This is a genomic window from Vibrio sp. D417a (assembly GCF_030248595.1).
Classification (GTDB): Bacteria; Pseudomonadota; Gammaproteobacteria; order Enterobacterales; family Vibrionaceae; genus Vibrio; species Vibrio alginolyticus.
The window spans coordinates 34185-51754 of sequence record NZ_JAHGAM010000001.1 but is presented as its reverse complement, the minus strand read 5'-3'; the positions used below and the strand labels follow the sequence as shown (position 1 = coordinate 51754).

Sequence of the window (17570 nt, the reverse complement as noted above, 5' to 3'; positions counted from 1 at the left end):
TCTTAGAAATCGGTAGGGATAAAATGCCCCGAGCCGAAACTCGGGGCCAAGTTAGCGTTATTTCGCCATTAGGTCTGATGGGATTTCGATGCCCATTTCTTTGTAGTAACGCGCCGCGCCTGGGTGAAGAGGCACTGGCAAGCCAGCGATCGCTTTCTCAATCGCCATTGCTTTTGTTGCTTTGTGGATACCTTGTAGGAAAGGCAGATTCTCGTAGATCGCTTTGGTTAGTTGGTAAACGTCTTCTTCCGAGATATCTTCACGAACTGCCAAGAAGTTAGGCTGTGCAATGGTGGTGATCGGCTTATCTAGCCCCGGGTACGTATTCGCAGGAATCTCGTACTTCGTCCATAGGTTGTAGTTGCCGTTCGCCTCTTTGATTTGCTCGTCAGTAAACGAGAGAATCGAAATGTCTTTACCCAGCGCAGCAAAAGCTTGGGTTACTGCACCAACTGGCACACCCGCAGGCGTGTTCATGCCGTCAATGGTGCCGTTTTGAAGTGCACTCGCACTGCCGCCGTAGCCCATGTACGCAAGGTTGAATTTATCAGGGTCGACCTTCAGACCTTTCATGATTTGGCGACCAGAGTTCTCAGTACCAGAATTCTTCTTACCGATAGAGAACTTCTTGCCATCGAAGTTGTTCAGGTCAGTCACTGTGCCCGTTTTTGTTAGGTCAGAGCGAACAATAAAGTGCTCAACGTTTTGCCACAGCATAGAGACTGAACGCAGCTGCTCTTGGCGACCGCTCTTCTCATAAGGACCTTCACCAGACCAAGCCCATGCACCGTAAAGACCTTGCAAAATCGCGAACTGTGCTTCGTTTTCGTTAAGCAGTTTGACGTTTTCACCAGAGCCCGCAGAGCTGATTGCAGAAAGGGAGAAGTGGTGCTTTGGTGCCAATTTCACTTTGCTTAACGTCGCTAGTGCTACGCCCACAGGGTAGTAAGTACCACCTGTCGATGCCGTTGCAAGAATGTAGCTACGATCTTCTGCCGCAGCGTTAGCAGCAATACCAAAAGAAGTCACAGCGACAGCCAAAGCTTTTACCAGCTTATTCATTTTCATTATTACTCTCCGTGTAGTCGTTTCACGATTGGGGATTTACATCATGTTAAATCTTTATTAACAACAAATTCCCTAGAGCAATTGAAATGCCAACTTTTAACCCTTTGTATTTATTGAATTAAGTGCTGAAAGACATCAAAAATGAGCAAAATTCTGCTGATTTGATAGCAAAGTAATGAGCAAGATCTTGCTCATTGAAGAGAAGAAGGTTGTGCGCCTAGATCGCAAAAGGTTAATAAAATGTGATCAAGACAAAACAAATGCACGATTCACTAATAAGCAATATTTTGCCGATGCATTTTTGGATTGAACTGCAACTAATGAGTGTCTTAACAATAAGAAGAAAAAGCGCATCATTCTAAACTGCTCACTTTATCAGCGGAGGTTTATAGCCTAAACGACTACAAATAGCACAAAAATACAGCAAAACAAGCCATGTTACAGAAATGAAAAGTCATTTATTCTAATTTTGAAATTAAAAACCAGTTCGATCCACCAATTCATAAACAAACATTGACCGTATCAACTTATTTTCTACTTCGGGGTTGTGCCAATAGCCCTATGTTCGTTAGGGTAACAGCACGCCAAGGCAAACGTATTCCTTGGTATTTTTTTGTCATTAAGGATCACCCATGTCAGCAACTGCGCAATTACAATTCGCTTTAAAACGCCCATCTGGCGTTGCTGCTGCGATCCTCCTGCTCTCTCTGAAACTGATTCAGAGCTGACAGGCTATATCTAAACTTTCTGTCAGCTTGAGAAGAAGCTGACGGGAACACCACATACTCCTCCCATTCCTTTCAGTTTCTTCCAAGCGAAACATAAGAGGAATAACAATGTTAAGCGCACGCAATATCGCCGCTTTGGGCTTCATGACTTTCGCCATGTACTTGGGCGCGGGTAACCTGATCTTCCCTCCATTTTTGGGTTACCAAGCAGGTGAAAACTTTCTGAGCGGGATGTCTGGCTTCCTCTTAACGGGCGTAGGTCTGCCTGCGATGGCACTGGTGATGGTGGCTATCGTAAACGGTTCAGACAAATTAACCGCTGCCCTACCTAAACCTTTGGCGACCAGTTTTTGGGTAATGGTATTTATCGTGATTGGCCCTGCGTTCGTAATCCCACGTGCGATTACCGTCGCTTACCAATTTAGCTTTGCACCAATGTTTGGTGATGCCGCTTTGGTGCCTTTCACTATTGCCTTCTGTGCTATCACCATTCTATTTGCCCTATATCCGGGTAAGTTGGTCGACAACCTAGGCAAGATCTTAACGCCTGCATTGATGGGTATCTTGATCATCATGTCTGTGACGGCTTTGATTTCTCCTGCTGGTGAACTAACTGCCGCAACGGGACCATACGTATCTGGCGCATTTGCTGAAGGCTTAACCCAAGGCTACATGACCATGGATGCATTAGGTTCTATCGGTTTTGGTTGGATTATCTTCCGCGCGATTCGCAGCATGGGTGTGGATTGCCCGAAAGCCACCGCAAAATACACGCTAATCGCAGCTTTGATGTACGCGGTTGCCATGGCGTTTGTATACATCTCATTGGCTTACATTGGCTCGACAAGCTCATACTTGGGTTCTGAATTCAGCAACGGTGGCGATATCTTAACGGCATTCACCTTCAGCCACTTCGGCGCATTTGGCTCACTATTACTAGGGGCCGTGATGGTATTGGCGTGTTTGACTACTGCTATCGGCGTAACCACCGCAGGCAGTGAGTTCTACGACAACACTTTCAGCAAAGTGAACTACAAAGGCTGCGTTATCACGACCATGGTATTGGCAGGTTTGATCGCTAACGTAGGTCTAGAGCAACTATTGGCTATCACATTGCCAGCGGTTGTGGCGCTTCACCCAGTCGCGATTGCGTTGATAGTCATGGCACCAGTGCGCAACAAGATGTCACAAATCATGGTGGTAGCGACGGCGTTCACTGCTTTAACGTTTGGTTGTGTTGATGCGCTGCACATCCTAGGTTACATGCCAGATTCCACCGATGAGTGGATGGGTAATTACATGCCTCTGTACAATGACTTTGCTAGCTGGATTATTCCTAGCGTATTTATGATGATTGTTGGTCTGCTGTTTACGACGAAAACCAACCAAACCGAACAATTCGAGCTGGTGAATGAATAGCCATTTAACATAAGACATCGCTCAATAAGTGAGTTACTATGTAGCTCGCTTATTGATATCAGGCAAAGGAGTTGCCTGAATGAAAGATTGATATGGGTCGCCTATGGATAATCAGTATCTAGACATCAGAACACTGAACTTTATCGTTATTCTGTTCTCTTGCATTTACTCTATTAGTCTGCTTTGTTATCAATACACTCAGGGTAGAGTCAAAGGCTTAAAAACCTTCTCGATATCACTACTGTTCATTGGTTTAGGCCCTTTTTTACTTGGCTTTAGAGGCTCTGCGCCAGACTGGCTGACCATCGTCATAGCCAACACTCTCATATTAGTCGGCTTCTTGCTTACGCTATATAGCGTAAGCATTTTTCGTCAATACCCTTTAAAATTGGCTCACTGTCTCACCTTGTTAACACCTGTTTTCAGTGGTTCATTTTACTATTTCACCTTCCATGATCCTTCTATCAAAAGCCGTATTATTTATCTGAGCATGTATATTTGTATCGTCACCTTCTTTAGTGGTGTCGCTATGCTTAAAGGTACCCAAAAGGACTTAAAGCTCCCTGTTAAAGCAATGGCTTACTCTTTCTTTGGATTTAGTTTTTTTATGGGATTTAGGGCGCTTTGGAGTACTTTTTCAGGTGAGTTACCAAGCTTTATGGTCGCAGGCCTTATCCATCAGCTGACTTTCTTATTTAGCATCTGCCTGATCGTTGCTTTGAGCTTTAGTATGCTGTGGTTAATTAACGGACGCTTGGTGCAATCCATTAATGATCTCTCTCATTTAGATGCACTCACAGGGCTATATAATCGTCGAGCCATGGAAGAAATCGTTCCAAACTTGGTTAATAAAGCACATAAAAAAAGCCAAGCAATCAGCATTATTATGACTGATGTAGACAAGTTCAAAGCGATTAATGATCACTATGGTCACACGGTTGGCGACTCCGTCATGGCAACGATCTCCACTATTTTTAAAAAGCATCTTCCTGAGTCAGCCTGCATTGTGCGATTTGGTGGTGACGAGTTCATGATTGTTTTGCTCGAAAAAGCACAGCAAGCCAAAATTTTCGCAGAGCAAATTCGCCTTGCGGTCGAAACTGAAACCGCTTTGCAATCATTTAAAACTGAAGTGACCATGAGCTTTGGTATCAGTCAGTTATCTGAGGGGCAATCACTTCAAGAGGCGCTTGCTGAAGCAGACGAAGCGCTATATAGCTCTAAACATACTGGAAGGAACCTCGTTACCTTGTTTGGAGAAGGGAAAGACCTAAATTATAAGTTTGTCCCAGCTCCAGCCAAAAGCGCATAACGTGTTTGTTATGCCAATGATTTTACATTAGCTAGAAATCGCACTAAGTATAGTCAGAGCGATTCAAACCAAACTTCTGCATCTTCTGGTTGAGGGTTCTGCGCGGTAAATCTAGCTCGACCATCACATCCGTAATTCGTCCTTGGTGTCGAACTAAGGAATCGTGTAGTACCTTACGTTCAAAATTGTGCAGCTGAATCGCCAACGGAATGCCTGCTTGTGTCTCTTCGGTTGTAGAAGATGGTCGACTGGAGAGAATTTCCATTACGGAGACGGTTTCATCCAGAGCATAACGCATTGCGACATTTCTAAGCTCACGCACGTTACCGGGCCAAGCGTAAGCAAGAATGGCTTTTCTATCGGCTTCACTCAGCGGACGACTCTCAGGGTTACTTTTCAGGGCAAAGTGTTCGAACAAGATCAACGCGTCTTCTTCTCGCTCACGTAGCGGAGGCAAATAGATCTGCGCTACATTGAGTCGATAATACAAATCCTGACGAAACTCATCATGATCATTGAGATCTTCTTTCGCGGCGGCGATCACTCTCAAATCAACCGAGATCTGCTGATTACCCCCAACACGCTCAACCGTATGTTCCTGTAATGAACGCAGCACTTTCACCTGCATCGACAGCGGCATACTCTCGATTTCATCAAAGAATAAAGTGCCTTTATCCGCGTATTCCAACTTACCAATGCGCTTTTTACCCGCTCCAGTAAATGCCCCAGCTTCATGCCCAAACAGCTCACTTTCAAACAGGTTCTCAGGAATAGCTCCACAGTTGATTGGCACAAAATGATGGGTTCTACGTTGACTTTCATTGTGCAAACTGGTCGCTACCAGCTCTTTACCACAACCTGTCTCACCGTAAATGATCACGTTGGTATCAATGCGTGCTAACTTGGCTACTTGTTCTCTAAGCTGTTGCATCACTCGGCTTCGCCCAATCAACACCTCTTCTAAGCCGCTAACGCTAGATAGGTACTCTTGGCGATCTTGAGTAGACGTTTGTGCGCGATAACTCTCGACCGCTTCGGTCACTCGTTGGGATAAACGCTCTGGCTGAAAAGGTTTCTCGATAAAATCGAACGCACCGTTTTGTAACGCCCCGACAGCCATGTCAACGTCACCATGTCCGGTGATCAAGATAACCGGCGTTGGAATGTGATTGGCAATCAGGCTTTCTAGTATCGACAAACCATCGGTGTCCGGCAGGCGAACATCACTGACAATCGCATCAAATTCTTGGCTAAGAATGGCCGCTTTCCCCTCTTCTCCTAAACTGAATGCGGTCACGTCGAACCCCGCCAGTTGCAGCCACTGACTGGTAGCCTGACGAACAATGTCATCGTCTTCGATAAGTGCAATTTTAGGGGTGTCGTCAAAAGCCATGAGTTACTACCGTAGGTGAAATAGAAATCGCTCTTTGCTAACGGTAGCAAAAACCACTGAGGAGAAAAGGAGCTAGATCTCACTTCTTGCTTACAAGTCTTTAACATCCAACCAGTTAGGCGCACTCTTTAATGACTGTCGATGAGAACGCACTAGCTGAATGGAGTCGGTATGCAGCGCAAAAGGAATGGCAAAACATGGCTTGTGGTCGCAATTGCGGCAGTGCTGATGTTGTCTTGCTATAGCGCCAGCAGAGAGGTGGCTCGTCAGTGGTTGAGCGTACAAACTCAAACCGAAGCTCAACAAAAACTGCTCGACTATATTGGTGAAGTTCGCCGTGCACTCAAACGCTTCTATCACCTGCCTTACCTCGTTACTAACAATCCAGAAACCATCGCTTTTGTGAAAGGGAATCTGACTTATTACGAACCGTTGCAAACCCAACTGACTCAACTCGATAAAGCCGCCAATACGGAAGGCTGGCTAATCCTGTCTAACTCTGGCGAAGTATTGGTCTCGAGTTTAATCGAAGAGCGCTTTAGCCTGTCTGACCGAAAAGCCATTGTGGAACAAATTCACAATCAAGGCGGTGGGGTTTCCTTGGTGAACAAAACCAAAGGTTCGAGCCCGTTGTATTATCTTGCAGCCCCTATCTACGACGGTCTGGATATCGCAGGCATTGTAGTGGTGCAAATCAACCTCAGTCTGTTGACCGAACAGACTATCACTAGCCAAGACATCATTACGTTGCAAAATCGCCAGCAACGCTTTTTCCTATCAAGCAGCTCGCTCTATAACGCAGACTGGTTTAACGAACCGAGCAACGCCGTTCAGTTAGAAACGCAGCGCTTATACGACAACACCAACATCAGTGTGTGGACGCTCAACCAGCAACGCTATTTTGCGCACACCGTTAAATTGGATGATTTGAATTGGTACGTCAGCTACCTCACCCCTTCTCAGCCGATTCAACAAACCATCAACGTGATTGGTTGGAGCGTAGCAGCGCTACTCTTATTGGTTATACTACTCGTCATTATTGGCTTACAACGCCGCCAAAAGCACATCAACCAACAAAGAATTCAAGCCCTGTTGGAAGAGTCTCAACGCCGCTTGAAACAGATGATCAATAAAACCCACGTTGGTTTGCTATTGATTGATGAACAAGGACAACTGTTCGATCTCAACCCAATGGCGAAGCGTTTGTTCTGTTTACCAGAAAGCGTCAATCGACACGCTTTTGCTTGGGAGTTATTCGATGCAGGCAATCCTAATTCCACCACACTTAAGTTGCTCAAGGACTTACCTAAACATAAAGAGCTCGCAGAGATCAGTACGGTCGAAACCATTGCCAGACGCAGCGATGGAAGCGTCTTCCCTGTCCTGTTCTCGCTAACCAGTTTCCCTTGGCATGGCGAGCAGTATTTCCTTGCAACGATCATCGACATCAGCAAGCGGAAAAAAGCCGAACAGTCACTGCAACAGGTCAACCAAGAACTGGCACAACGGGTTGAAGAGCGAACTCAAGCGCTAAAAGAAGCGCAAAGCCAGTTAATTGAATCGAGCAAAATGGCCGCCTTGGGTCGTATGTCGAGCGCGATTACTCATGAGCTCAATCAGCCACTGACAGGCTTGCGTACCCTGCTCACCACGAACGAACTGCTGGCGGAACGCGGCGAAACCGAGATGATGAAAGCCAACAATGTTTTGGTACAGAAGCTGATTGATCGCATGGCAAGCATGACCAGCCAGTTAAAGACGTTCGCCTACAACAAACCAGAAAGCCTACAAGCAATTTCTCTTACCTCCGCACTCGAAGAAACCCTACGCGTTTATCAAACCCAATTAGACAAAGTGGATGTGCGTGTTCGAGTTGCTCATGACTTACCTAACATCTTGGGTGAAGAACAACGACTGCTTCAGGTACTCGGTAATCTTGTCTCGAATGCGCTAGACGCAATGAACCATACCACCAACCCGCAGCTCAGCTTGATCGTCAATCCAACCGACAATCAGGTCGAACTGATCGTCAGTGATAATGGCTGCGGCGTGTCGAATGAGATGCTTGAATCCATGTTCGAACCCTTCCAAACCTCAAAGAAAATTGGTGAAGGATTGGGGCTGGGTTTAGCGATTACAGCCAACAATATGCGTGATATGCAAGGGAAAGTCAGCGCACAGCTCAACACTACTGAAGGAATGTCCTTCATCTTAGTATTTAAACTCGCTCCTCACCGAAGCTGACCTAACTTCTCCCATCTCTCAATCCTTTTCTCTCAATAAGAGAGCAATATAAATCCTGTTCAACTTTATAAAGCGAGTTGCCTAACCTACGCTTAACTTGATGAATCGCCACATACCATTCATCAGAACAATTTTTGGTGGTTGACACCAGTTTTAGCTCCCACCGTCTAATTTAATGATAAGTAATTATTTAAAAGTAAGAATGGATGCGTTATGAGAAAAATAACTTTAGCTGCAACAGGAGCGCTTTTTATATTATCACCTCACGCTTTTTCTGCACCTTACGCTGCCGACGCTCGAAGTCATGGTATGGGAAATACAGGCGTCGTTTCTGCTGACTATTTGACCGCGCCCCTACATAACCCAGCCTTGGGGGCCCTCTATCGAGAAAATGATGATATCGGTCTGCTCATTCCGGCTGTCGGGGTCAATATCCACGACGAGGATGAAGCGTTGTCAGCCGTAGATGACGCCCAAGACCTTTATGATAGTATTCAGGGCATTCCTACTCCAGCGAACGAGGCCGAGCTTAATCGCCTCCTCGATCAGTTGGATAAGAGCGTCCCAGTTGTCATTAACGGAGGGCTAAGCCTCGCAATTGCTATTCCGACGCGCTACATGTCTGTAAACCTGTTTAGCACTGGTTATGTGGAGATACTTGCTGCACCCGATATCTCAGATTCAACAAACACCGCAGATCGATACCTCAATTCTGCCGTTAACCTAGCTGCTTTCGGTAATGTGGAATATGGTATTGCTCTATCTCGTGCTTACACTATAGGCGAACAACAATTCGCATTTGGTATTACACCAAAATACCAACAACTTAAAACCTACACACAACGTACAACACTAGACGACTTTGATATCGAGGATTACGACAAAAGTGAATTATCAAAGAATACTTTCAATATGGATCTTGGGGTCGCTTGGTATCACAACGCATTTAGAGCAGGCCTTTCATTAAAAGACGTCTTCGAGCAAGATATTGAAACAAAACTGGGCAACTATACCTACGAACTCACACCACAAGCGACAGTTGGCATCGGTTATGTCGGGAACTATGTAGCTCTGAGCTTAGACGCCGATCTCACCAAACAAAAGCGCTTTAAAGAGCTCGACGATGACACTCAGTTTATTCGTGTCGGTATCGAGGGGAATGCTTGGGGGTGGGCACAACTTCGCGCTGGTTATGAAATTGACCTAGAAAATAATCTCGATAACTCAGTGACAGGTGGCATTGGCATCAGTCCTTTTGATGTGATCAGTTTAGACCTCGCTGGCTCTTACGCTGGCGATAACCAGTTTGGCGCGGCGGCGAATTTAGCATTTACGTTTTGAATATGAATGCCAATCTAAATTCACTTAGGTTGGCATTGTTAACAACCATCCTATATATCAATGTTTATCATTACTGACGTTTGGTGATGAACTGATAAAAATACGATCTCGATACAAGTATCGAGGTGTCTCCTACACTATTCTCAAGCAATAAATCCACAAACATTTCCTAAATATAAAGAGTGAGAAACATGATTAAGTTTCCTGAACATTTTCTTTGGGGTGGTGCCATTGCTGCAAACCAAGTAGAAGGGGCGTACAACCTTGGGGGTAAAGGGTTATCGACATCAGACATGCTGCCAAACGGTATTTTGAGTCCGCATCAAACCCGTGAAGAACGTACACCGGGTATCAAAGACGTGGCGATCGACTTCTATAATCGCTACCCAGAAGACATCGCGCTGTTCAAAGAGATGGGCTTTAACTGTCTGCGTCTCTCTTTGGCATGGAGCCGCATCTTCCCTAATGGGGACGAACTAGAACCTAACGAAGAAGGTTTGGCGTTCTACGATAAAATTTTTGACGAACTTGCCGAGCATAACATCCAACCTTTCGTAACTTTATCTCACTACGAAATGCCTTACGCACTGGTTGAAAACTATGGCGGTTGGGGCGATCGTCGCGTCATCGAATTCTTCGAACGTTATGCCCGCACCGTGCTGGAACGCTACAAAAACAAAGTGAAGCTGTGGTTAACGTTCAACGAAATCAACATGTCTCTACACGCACCATTTACTGGTGTTGGTTTGCAAGAAGACGCCAGTGAACAAGAGATTTACCAAGCGATTCACCACCAACTAGTCGCCAACGCAAAAGCGGTAAAACTGTGTCAGCAAATCGTACCCAACGGCAAGATTGGTAACATGCTGCTTGGCGCAATCAACTACCCATACACCTGTAACCCTGATGACGTGCTTGCTGCCATGCATGAAAACAACAAGTGGTTGTTCTTCGGTGATGTACAAACACGTGGTCAGTACCCAGGCTACATGAAGCGTTACTTCCGAGAAAACGGCATCGAAATTCAGATGGAAGCAGGCGACTTAGAAGAAATTGCGTCGGCAAGTGTCGATTTCATCTCATTCAGCTACTACGCAAGTGGCTGTGCTAGCGCGGATCCGAAACAGAAGGAAGTGGGTAACATTGTCGATAGCGTACCAAACCCATACCTTGAAAAGAGCCAATGGGGTTGGTTGATCGATCCAAAAGGCCTGCGCATTCTGCTGAACTTCCTTCACGATCGCTACCAAAAACCACTGTTTGTCGTAGAAAACGGCTTAGGTGCACGTGATGAAATCGATGAAAACGGTGAGATTCAAGATGATTACCGCATCGCTTACTTGAACGACCATCTTGTTCAAGCACACGAAGCGATTCTGGATGGCGTTGAGCTGATGGGCTTTACCAGCTGGGGGCCAATCGATTTGGTCGCAAACTCAACCGCTGAGATGAGCAAACGTTACGGCTTTATCTATGTCGATCGTCATGATGATGGGCAAGGAACGCTAGAACGTAAACGCAAGAAAAGCTTTTTCTGGTATCAAGACGTGATTCGTACTTCAGGCGGTTCATTGAAAAGCTAAGCCTGTTGTCTAGGTATAAAGTGCAACTAGGCATTCGCCTAAACCATCAAGCCCTGCAATTGCAGGGCTTGAATTTTAAGGTGTTTATTCATTTAGAGATTAAACTGCAATCTCTCCACCGTCTTCACGGCGAATAACCACTGTCGCCGCTCGTGGGCGCACAGAAACACCAGCAGGCGTTTCTTCGGCTGCATCTTCACTGTATGGCCAGTTACCTGGGTGCTGAATATTCACAAACAATGATTTGTAATCAGGGCTGATGGTAAAGCCTGTTACTTCACAACCATTTGGTCCGACAAAGAAGCGTTTCAATTCAGCTTGATTATCCGCACCAATCACAGCTTGATCACCATTCTCATCTGTTAGCTTAGATGGCACAACAGCCAACATTTGATCATTGGTGTAAGACGTAACTTCATCTGCGCCGTTATCAGTCTGAATCCACAAAATACCACGGCCATCAAACGCTAATCCGTCTGGGCTCGCGAACTGGTTAAGCTCGGTCAAGCTCGAACGGTTAGTGTCCGCATCACCGTTTGCCGGAGAGCCAAACACGAAGATATCCCAAGTAAAGTCAGTTGCTGAAGCACCTTCATCCCAACGAATAACATGACCAAACTTATTATTCAAACGTGGATTCGCAGGATTGGTTTCATCTGTACGGCGCGTATTGTTCGTCAATGTTAAATATACTGAACCCGTGAATGGATCAACCGTACACCACTCTGGTCGATCCATTGGTGTTGCCCCAACTAAATCCGCCGCACCCGCAGTATTGATGATAATTTCAGCCAGTGAATCAAAGTGATCCGCTAACGTACCACCAGCGGTTGTTACGCTATCAAGCGTTAATGGTAACCAAGTACCTGTGCTGTCTTCATTGAAGCGCGCCACATACAGTGTGCCTTCGTCCATGTACTTGTCACCCATCGCCAAGCGATTATCAGGGTTAGCATCTGCTGGATCCCACGCTGCCGCAGATTCAAATTTGTATAGGTATTCAAAGCGAGAATCGTGGCCAGAATAAAATACCACTGGTTTGCCTTCTTCAAGCTTACCGAAAGTACAGCCTTCGTGACGGAAACGACCTAGCGCAGTACGTTTCTTCGCACGTGAGTTTTGCGTGTAAGGGTCAATCTCGACAATGTAACCGTGACCATTGGCTTCATTACGGTAATCATCCATCGCACTTGCTCCTGTTGGAGCCACATTAAAGCGAGAGAACTCATCAAGACGCTCTTCTGCATTTCCTGCTAATGTCTCCCACAAGTAGCGTGTACTTTGATCATCGACACCAATGCGATCTTGCTCTTCTGTACGAGTCCCGGCATTAACAAAGTAACCTGGCCAGTTCTCTTCACACGTTAAGTACGTGCCCCACGGCGTGTAGCCGTTGCCACAGTTGTTTAACGTACCACGCGCTTGGCTGCCATCTGGCGAGAAACGAGTGACAGTTAAAGATGTGTGGGCCACCGGGCCAGACAAATCCATGACGGTCGCACCAGTATAACGACGGTTTAGTGGATCGGTATCAACCAACTTCCACATGTTGTCTTCCAGTTGAATGCGAACCACTGACACACCGTGCGCGTTAATCTCTTTACGCACTTCATCTACAATGGTACGTACGCCATTTTCAACCGTCGGACCATTTGGATGCAGTGCTGATGTGTCGATGTACTCGTGGTTAATACATAGCAAGCCATCGGTAGTGCTATCGTTCAATGGGAAAAAATGCATGCCGTCATGGTGCATGCCTAGCGCATTTAACTGATCGGTACTGGTGTTGGTACCATCATTTTGCCATGCGCTGCCTTGTGCATTAAGTGGTGTTCCCCAAGGTACTAGTACTTGTGCGGTGTAACCTTGTGGAATTGAAACTGCGTCAGTGAGTGAGCCAGGGATAGATTCAAAGTTAAGAACGGCTTTAGATGCGCCCGAACCACTGCTTACTGTACTCCCTGAGTCAGACGAGTTACAACCAGCCAATCCGAAAGCACCAAACGCTGTCATCGCACTGATACCTAAACCACCTTTCAGAATGCTGCGTCGAGATAGGCTCGCTTCTAATACTTCTTCAAATGGTTTGTTTTCACTTTGGTTATAACGCGTCGCGTCAAAGGTTTCCTTGCTCATTTTTACTTTCCCGATCTTATAGTTTAATTAATAAATAAGTGATTAGTTGAACGGCAAGAAGTTTGGATAAGAAAAATGACAAAAGTGCTTAAAACATATGAAACTTGTGTTTCAACAATACTGCAAACCAACCAACACAGCTAACGAAGCAATTAAATTCTGGTCACATAATCACCAACTGTATCGCTTCATTCTGATTTTACTTGGGCTAAAGTGTGATAGAAGGTATAAGGTGTACGAAATCAAATCATCTACGAGAGATAATCATGAAATTAGACAAGATCGATAACAAGAGCCGTCGTATCCGTAAAAAGCTGTTCTTAGGTGAGTTCGCAATCCTAGGTTTCGAGATCAGCTGTGAAACAGACATTAACGACTTCGACCGTTACGATGCATTCGTTGATGACTTTATCGACTACATTGACGAGCTTGGTCTTTGCTTCGGTGGCGGTGGTCTAGAACTGTTTGAAGGCTTCCTATGTTCTACTGACCGTTACGGCAGTGCGACTGAAGAACAGAAAGCGCAAGTTATTAAATGGTTAGAAGCACGTCCTGAAGTGAAAAGCGCGCAAGCGGGCGAACTAGTTGACGCCAACTACCTGTAACTAAAGGGCAACCTGTAATACGCAGAGCTCAGTAAATGGTAGAGAAAGCTGGTCTTAAGACTGGCTTTTTTATTTTTTGAAGAATGCGATAGTAAAAATAGGGGGGTTGGGAAGTTGCGCGGAGTGAATGTGATTGTGGTGTTTTTGAGCTGGCAATCAACGGGAAACTGCGTTCCACAGCCAGCTCGTGCCTTTAGGTATAATTAACTATGATTTTTTAGCTGGTGCGTCTTTCGTGTCTTTCCAGTATTGAATACGCACACGATGTAGCTGAGCTCTTCTAGTCTTTTTCATAGTAAAGTCCCTCATCTTATATAAGTAACGCTCCTCATGGAGCTTATTGTCTAAGGTCGTATCCCCTTCAATCTATAAGGGAATCAATCATTTAACCGTGACCAATTTCACAACATAATGATAATTACCGATTTCTTGCAGCCTGTTTTTACTGGCAAACGGCATATTATCTATCTGACACGGTTAACTTACTCACCAGATATGACAGAAAAATGGCAATCAAGTTCCCTACTTATACTGTCATTGAATCTTAATAAGGATTAACAAGGTGGGCATTTCAGATTTACCATACTGTTTATAAAAACCGCAAGATTTTTTATTTCTTTTCAAACAAATCTCTACTCAAGATCAATTCACTTTCATCTTTATCGTCTCCCTTTTAACGCATTGTGATCCAGTTCAATCCACAGAACTCGGAACAAAAAGCGCACATTAATACATTCACCACCAAACTTGTGCGAGATCTCTTACAAGAGTTGTAAGCAAATAGATTAACCACCTCTAAGAACAATGCCAGAAAAAACATTAAACATATGATTTAACAGTAATATTTAAATTCACTTAAAATAATAAGTAAAAATAATTTAGAAAAGTTAATTGAGTCAAATCAGCAAAACATCAATACTCAATTTGTCGACAGGATGTTGGCGGGAACAGGAAAAAAGCCTAAAGGATTGGGTATCTTCAGGATGAAGATTTGATAACTTAGGATGAGTTGTCAGCAAGGATGTAGTTAAGCTCTAGGATAGAGTTCGCCCGTCAGGATGATAGGCAAGAATGGACACCGCTAGGAAGGCGATGAACAAGGAACTCGGTTAAAGGACTTAGCCACAATCAAGGATAGATGCAGGGAGCACCTATTAGTAGCTGGATTGCTGCGAAAAAGAATAAGCCCCGTCTGGGAAACCAGGCGGGGTTTTATTTTGTCTGTAATGTATTGATAACGATTCATCTTTTATCGTTTAAGTCTTCTCTGTTTTCATAAAACACCGTGCTATCATTTTCTTTACGTCTCCCAACAAAGCTCTCAGAAAATCACACACTATGCTTAATCCTGTTTGGTTACATACATTTAAGACATTGATTGAAGTCGGTCATTTTACGCAAACGGCAGAAAAACTTTTTATGACTCAGCCTGGCGTCAGCCAACACATCAAAAAATTAGAGCAAAGTTGTCAGCATGCCTTGATCAAGCGCGAAAACAAAAGCTTCGAATTAACCGAGCAAGGCAGGATCGTCTACGCATATGCGCTCGAGTTAGAAGATAGAGAGAAGAAGCTGCTCGAAGAGCTCAGTTTTGATGATGCGTTTTCAGGCCACTGTAAACTGGCTTGTTCTGGTGCAATGGCGTTAATGTTGTATGGGCCCATTTTGGAGAAGCAAAAACAGCACCCGAGCTTATCGTTACATTTAGAAGCCGCGCCAAATCAATCTATTCTCAACGCCATAACGCAAGGACACATCGATATTGGTATCGTGACTGATGTTCCCAACAAAGGTCTGTTTCACAGTGAACGAATTGGTAAAGAGAGGTTGTGCTTGGTTCTGCCAAAGCAATATCAAAATAAGCAGATAACGCCACAACTCTTGCATGACTGTGGTGTCATTAGCCACCCTGATGCCGAGCATTACATGACACTTTTTTTTGACCAATGTGAAGAACCACAGCTCCAAGAAATTAAGATGAGCGATTTACCATTATCCGGCTACGTAAATCAATTGAGCCAAATTTTGCTACCTGTCAGCAAAGGACTTGGCTTCACCGTGCTGCCTCAAAGTGCGGTCGACAATTTTCCGCTAAAAGACACGTTGCACATTGCTCAATTGAAAAACACTGTATGTGAAGAGCTATTTCTAGTTCGTAAGCGCAGTCGTGCTCTACCTCTGCGCTATCAGACCATCAAAGAAGTGTTATTGGATGTGATCGGTGGCGCGCATCAATGATGTTAGCCACTCTTCGCTGGTAATGCGTTCCTCTTGGCAATCCACCCAATATGGTTTGCCAGATAACCAGCTCTTTGACGCGACCTCTTTTATAAACACATCCACGGAATCAACGTCATCTTTGGCGTAATCCCATTTATTGCGCATGTGTTCTGCCGCTTCTTGATTAGTGTACGCCTTGCCGTTGCGGATAAAGGTGCAAGAGGATTGCTCAACTCGTTTTATCAACGTCGAGATATCTTGCTCTACCTCTGCTAGTGCAAAGGTAGGCAGAATGCTTAATGTAAGTAACAACGTCCACTTTGCTTTCATCGCACCTTTATCCTTATCCCTGACCACATAACTACTAATAGTAACTACTGATAAGTGACTTAACTATTCTGGTGTTTGACTGTTTAGCTCAGCAATTATTGCCACCATGCCTGAGCAGGCTGAGGCTCCGCAATCGCCAAGCGTTGACCAATCTCAGGGCTCACTAACGTTACACCGCGCTCTTCACTAATATCTAACGCGCGTTGCATTGGCTCATTCCAATCGTGCATTGATAAATCAAACGTGCTGTTATGGATCGGCATCATCACTTTGCCCTGCACATCGATGTGTGCTTGAACGCTTTGCTCTGGGAACATGTGAATGTCTGACCAGAGTTCATTGTACGCACCTGTTTCAATCATGGTGAAGTCAAACGGACCGTACTTTTCGCCAATCTCTTTAAAGCCATTGAAGTAACCAGAGTCACCACTGAAGAACACTTTGTGTTGTTGTGCATTAATAACCCAACTGCCCCACAGTGTCGTATCGCGGTCTGTCAAACCTCGACCAGAGAAATGCTGAGTCGGAGTCAATGTATATTCAATACCGTCGACAGAATGTGACTCCCACCAATCTAGCTCGATCACTTTCTCCTTCGGCACACCCCAATTCACCAGTAATTGGCCAACTTTTAACGGCACCAAGAAAGTGCCCACCTTGTCGCCTAGCACTTTAATAGAAGCTTTATCTAGGTGATCGTAATGGTCATGACTGATCACCACCACATCGATAGTTGGCAAATCTTCTATCGTGATGGGGGTTTGGTGAAAGCGTTTTGGCCCTGCCCATTGTACAGGAGACGCGCGATCACTGAATACAGGGTCGGTCATCACCAGTTTTCCATCGAGCTTCATTAATACGCTTGAGTGACCCAGACGATAGATGACGTCATCTTGCTCTTCTAACAGCTGCTGCGCTGTGATCGCATGCACTGGAATTTCAATCGTTGGTGTTGGGTTAAGGCGCTCAGTCGTAAAATACGCTTTCATGATTTCGAACATGTCGCCCAAACCGCTTTTGTATTCCAACTCTGTATTTGCAAATTTGTCCGGGTATGTTGGCGCTTTTTCAGTATCAACATTAGAACAAGAAATCATGGATGTACCCATCGCGAACGCTCCTACTGTGGCTAGCAAAGTTTTTTTCATAAAAAGTTAACCCGAACAAAAGTAAACTACACGGTGCAGTTTA

General features: G+C 45.0%; 12 protein-coding genes. 7 read left to right on the top strand and 5 right to left on the bottom strand.

Annotation, left to right across the window (positions count from 1 at the left end; translation table 11 throughout):
- Window positions 1-57: 57 nt before the first annotated feature.
- Complete coding sequence (locus KI742_RS00235) at window positions 58-1068, bottom strand: TAXI family TRAP transporter solute-binding subunit (protein ID WP_285385001.1); 1011 nt, start codon at window positions 1066-1068, stop codon at window positions 58-60.
- An 836-nt stretch (window positions 1069-1904) separates the two neighbouring features.
- On the opposite strand from KI742_RS00235, the gene brnQ reads away from it, so the two are divergent.
- Window positions 1905-3215 (top strand): branched-chain amino acid transport system II carrier protein, encoded by a 1311-nt coding sequence (gene brnQ, locus KI742_RS00230; RefSeq protein WP_285385002.1) that lies wholly within the window; start codon window positions 1905-1907, stop codon window positions 3213-3215.
- 103 nt (window positions 3216-3318) lie between these two features.
- Window positions 3319-4527 carry a GGDEF domain-containing protein gene (locus KI742_RS00225; RefSeq protein ID WP_054576191.1) on the top strand — a complete coding sequence of 403 codons (1209 nt, stop codon included), beginning with the start codon at window positions 3319-3321 and terminating at the stop codon, window positions 4525-4527.
- A 43-nt stretch (window positions 4528-4570) separates the two neighbouring features.
- Here KI742_RS00225 and KI742_RS00220 read toward each other — a convergent pair whose 3' ends face one another.
- On the bottom strand, window positions 4571-5920 hold the full coding sequence (locus tag KI742_RS00220; protein WP_285385003.1) for a sigma-54 dependent transcriptional regulator: 1350 nt from the start codon (window positions 5918-5920) through the stop codon (window positions 4571-4573).
- Window positions 5921-6091: 171 nt separating this feature from the next.
- On the opposite strand from KI742_RS00220, the gene KI742_RS00215 reads away from it, so the two are divergent.
- The 3 genes from KI742_RS00215 to KI742_RS00205 all read left to right on the top strand — a co-directional run bounded on the left by KI742_RS00215 (window position 6092) and on the right by KI742_RS00205 (window position 11088).
- Entirely contained in the window at window positions 6092-8164 is a 2073-nt protein-coding gene (locus tag KI742_RS00215) for a sensor histidine kinase (protein WP_285385004.1), read from the top strand.
- Between the two features lie 213 nt (window positions 8165-8377).
- Window positions 8378-9505, top strand: coding sequence for a conjugal transfer protein TraF (locus tag KI742_RS00210; protein ID WP_285385005.1), 1128 nt, complete (start codon window positions 8378-8380; stop codon window positions 9503-9505).
- A 191-nt stretch (window positions 9506-9696) separates the two neighbouring features.
- A complete protein-coding gene (locus KI742_RS00205; protein WP_137282872.1) occupies window positions 9697-11088 on the top strand; it encodes a glycoside hydrolase family 1 protein in 1392 nt (463 codons plus the stop codon).
- 99 nt (window positions 11089-11187) lie between these two features.
- On the opposite strand, the gene KI742_RS00200 is transcribed toward KI742_RS00205, so the two are convergent.
- Window positions 11188-13224 carry a PhoX family phosphatase gene (locus KI742_RS00200; protein WP_149192196.1) on the bottom strand — a complete coding sequence of 679 codons (2037 nt, stop codon included), beginning with the start codon at window positions 13222-13224 and terminating at the stop codon, window positions 11188-11190.
- A gap of 266 nt (window positions 13225-13490) precedes the next feature.
- On the opposite strand from KI742_RS00200, the gene KI742_RS00195 reads away from it, so the two are divergent.
- Entirely contained in the window at window positions 13491-13829 is a 339-nt protein-coding gene (locus KI742_RS00195) for a YggL family protein (protein WP_005374208.1), read from the top strand.
- Window positions 13830-15167: 1338 nt separating this feature from the next.
- Complete coding sequence (locus KI742_RS00190; protein WP_053349393.1) at window positions 15168-16067, top strand: LysR family transcriptional regulator; 900 nt, start codon at window positions 15168-15170, stop codon at window positions 16065-16067.
- Here KI742_RS00190 and KI742_RS00185 read toward each other — a convergent pair.
- Both KI742_RS00185 and KI742_RS00180 read right to left on the bottom strand, forming a co-directional pair.
- Window positions 16035-16379 (bottom strand): DUF5329 family protein, encoded by a 345-nt coding sequence (locus KI742_RS00185; protein ID WP_222711996.1) that lies wholly within the window; start codon window positions 16377-16379, stop codon window positions 16035-16037. The two genes, KI742_RS00190 and KI742_RS00185, sit on opposite strands and share 33 nt — an antisense overlap.
- A 95-nt stretch (window positions 16380-16474) precedes the next feature.
- The gene (locus KI742_RS00180; RefSeq protein WP_213871497.1) at window positions 16475-17488 is read right to left on the bottom strand and encodes an MBL fold metallo-hydrolase; all 1014 of its coding nucleotides are present in this window, start codon (window positions 17486-17488) and stop codon (window positions 16475-16477) included.
- Between the last annotated feature and the right edge of the window lie 82 nt (window positions 17489-17570).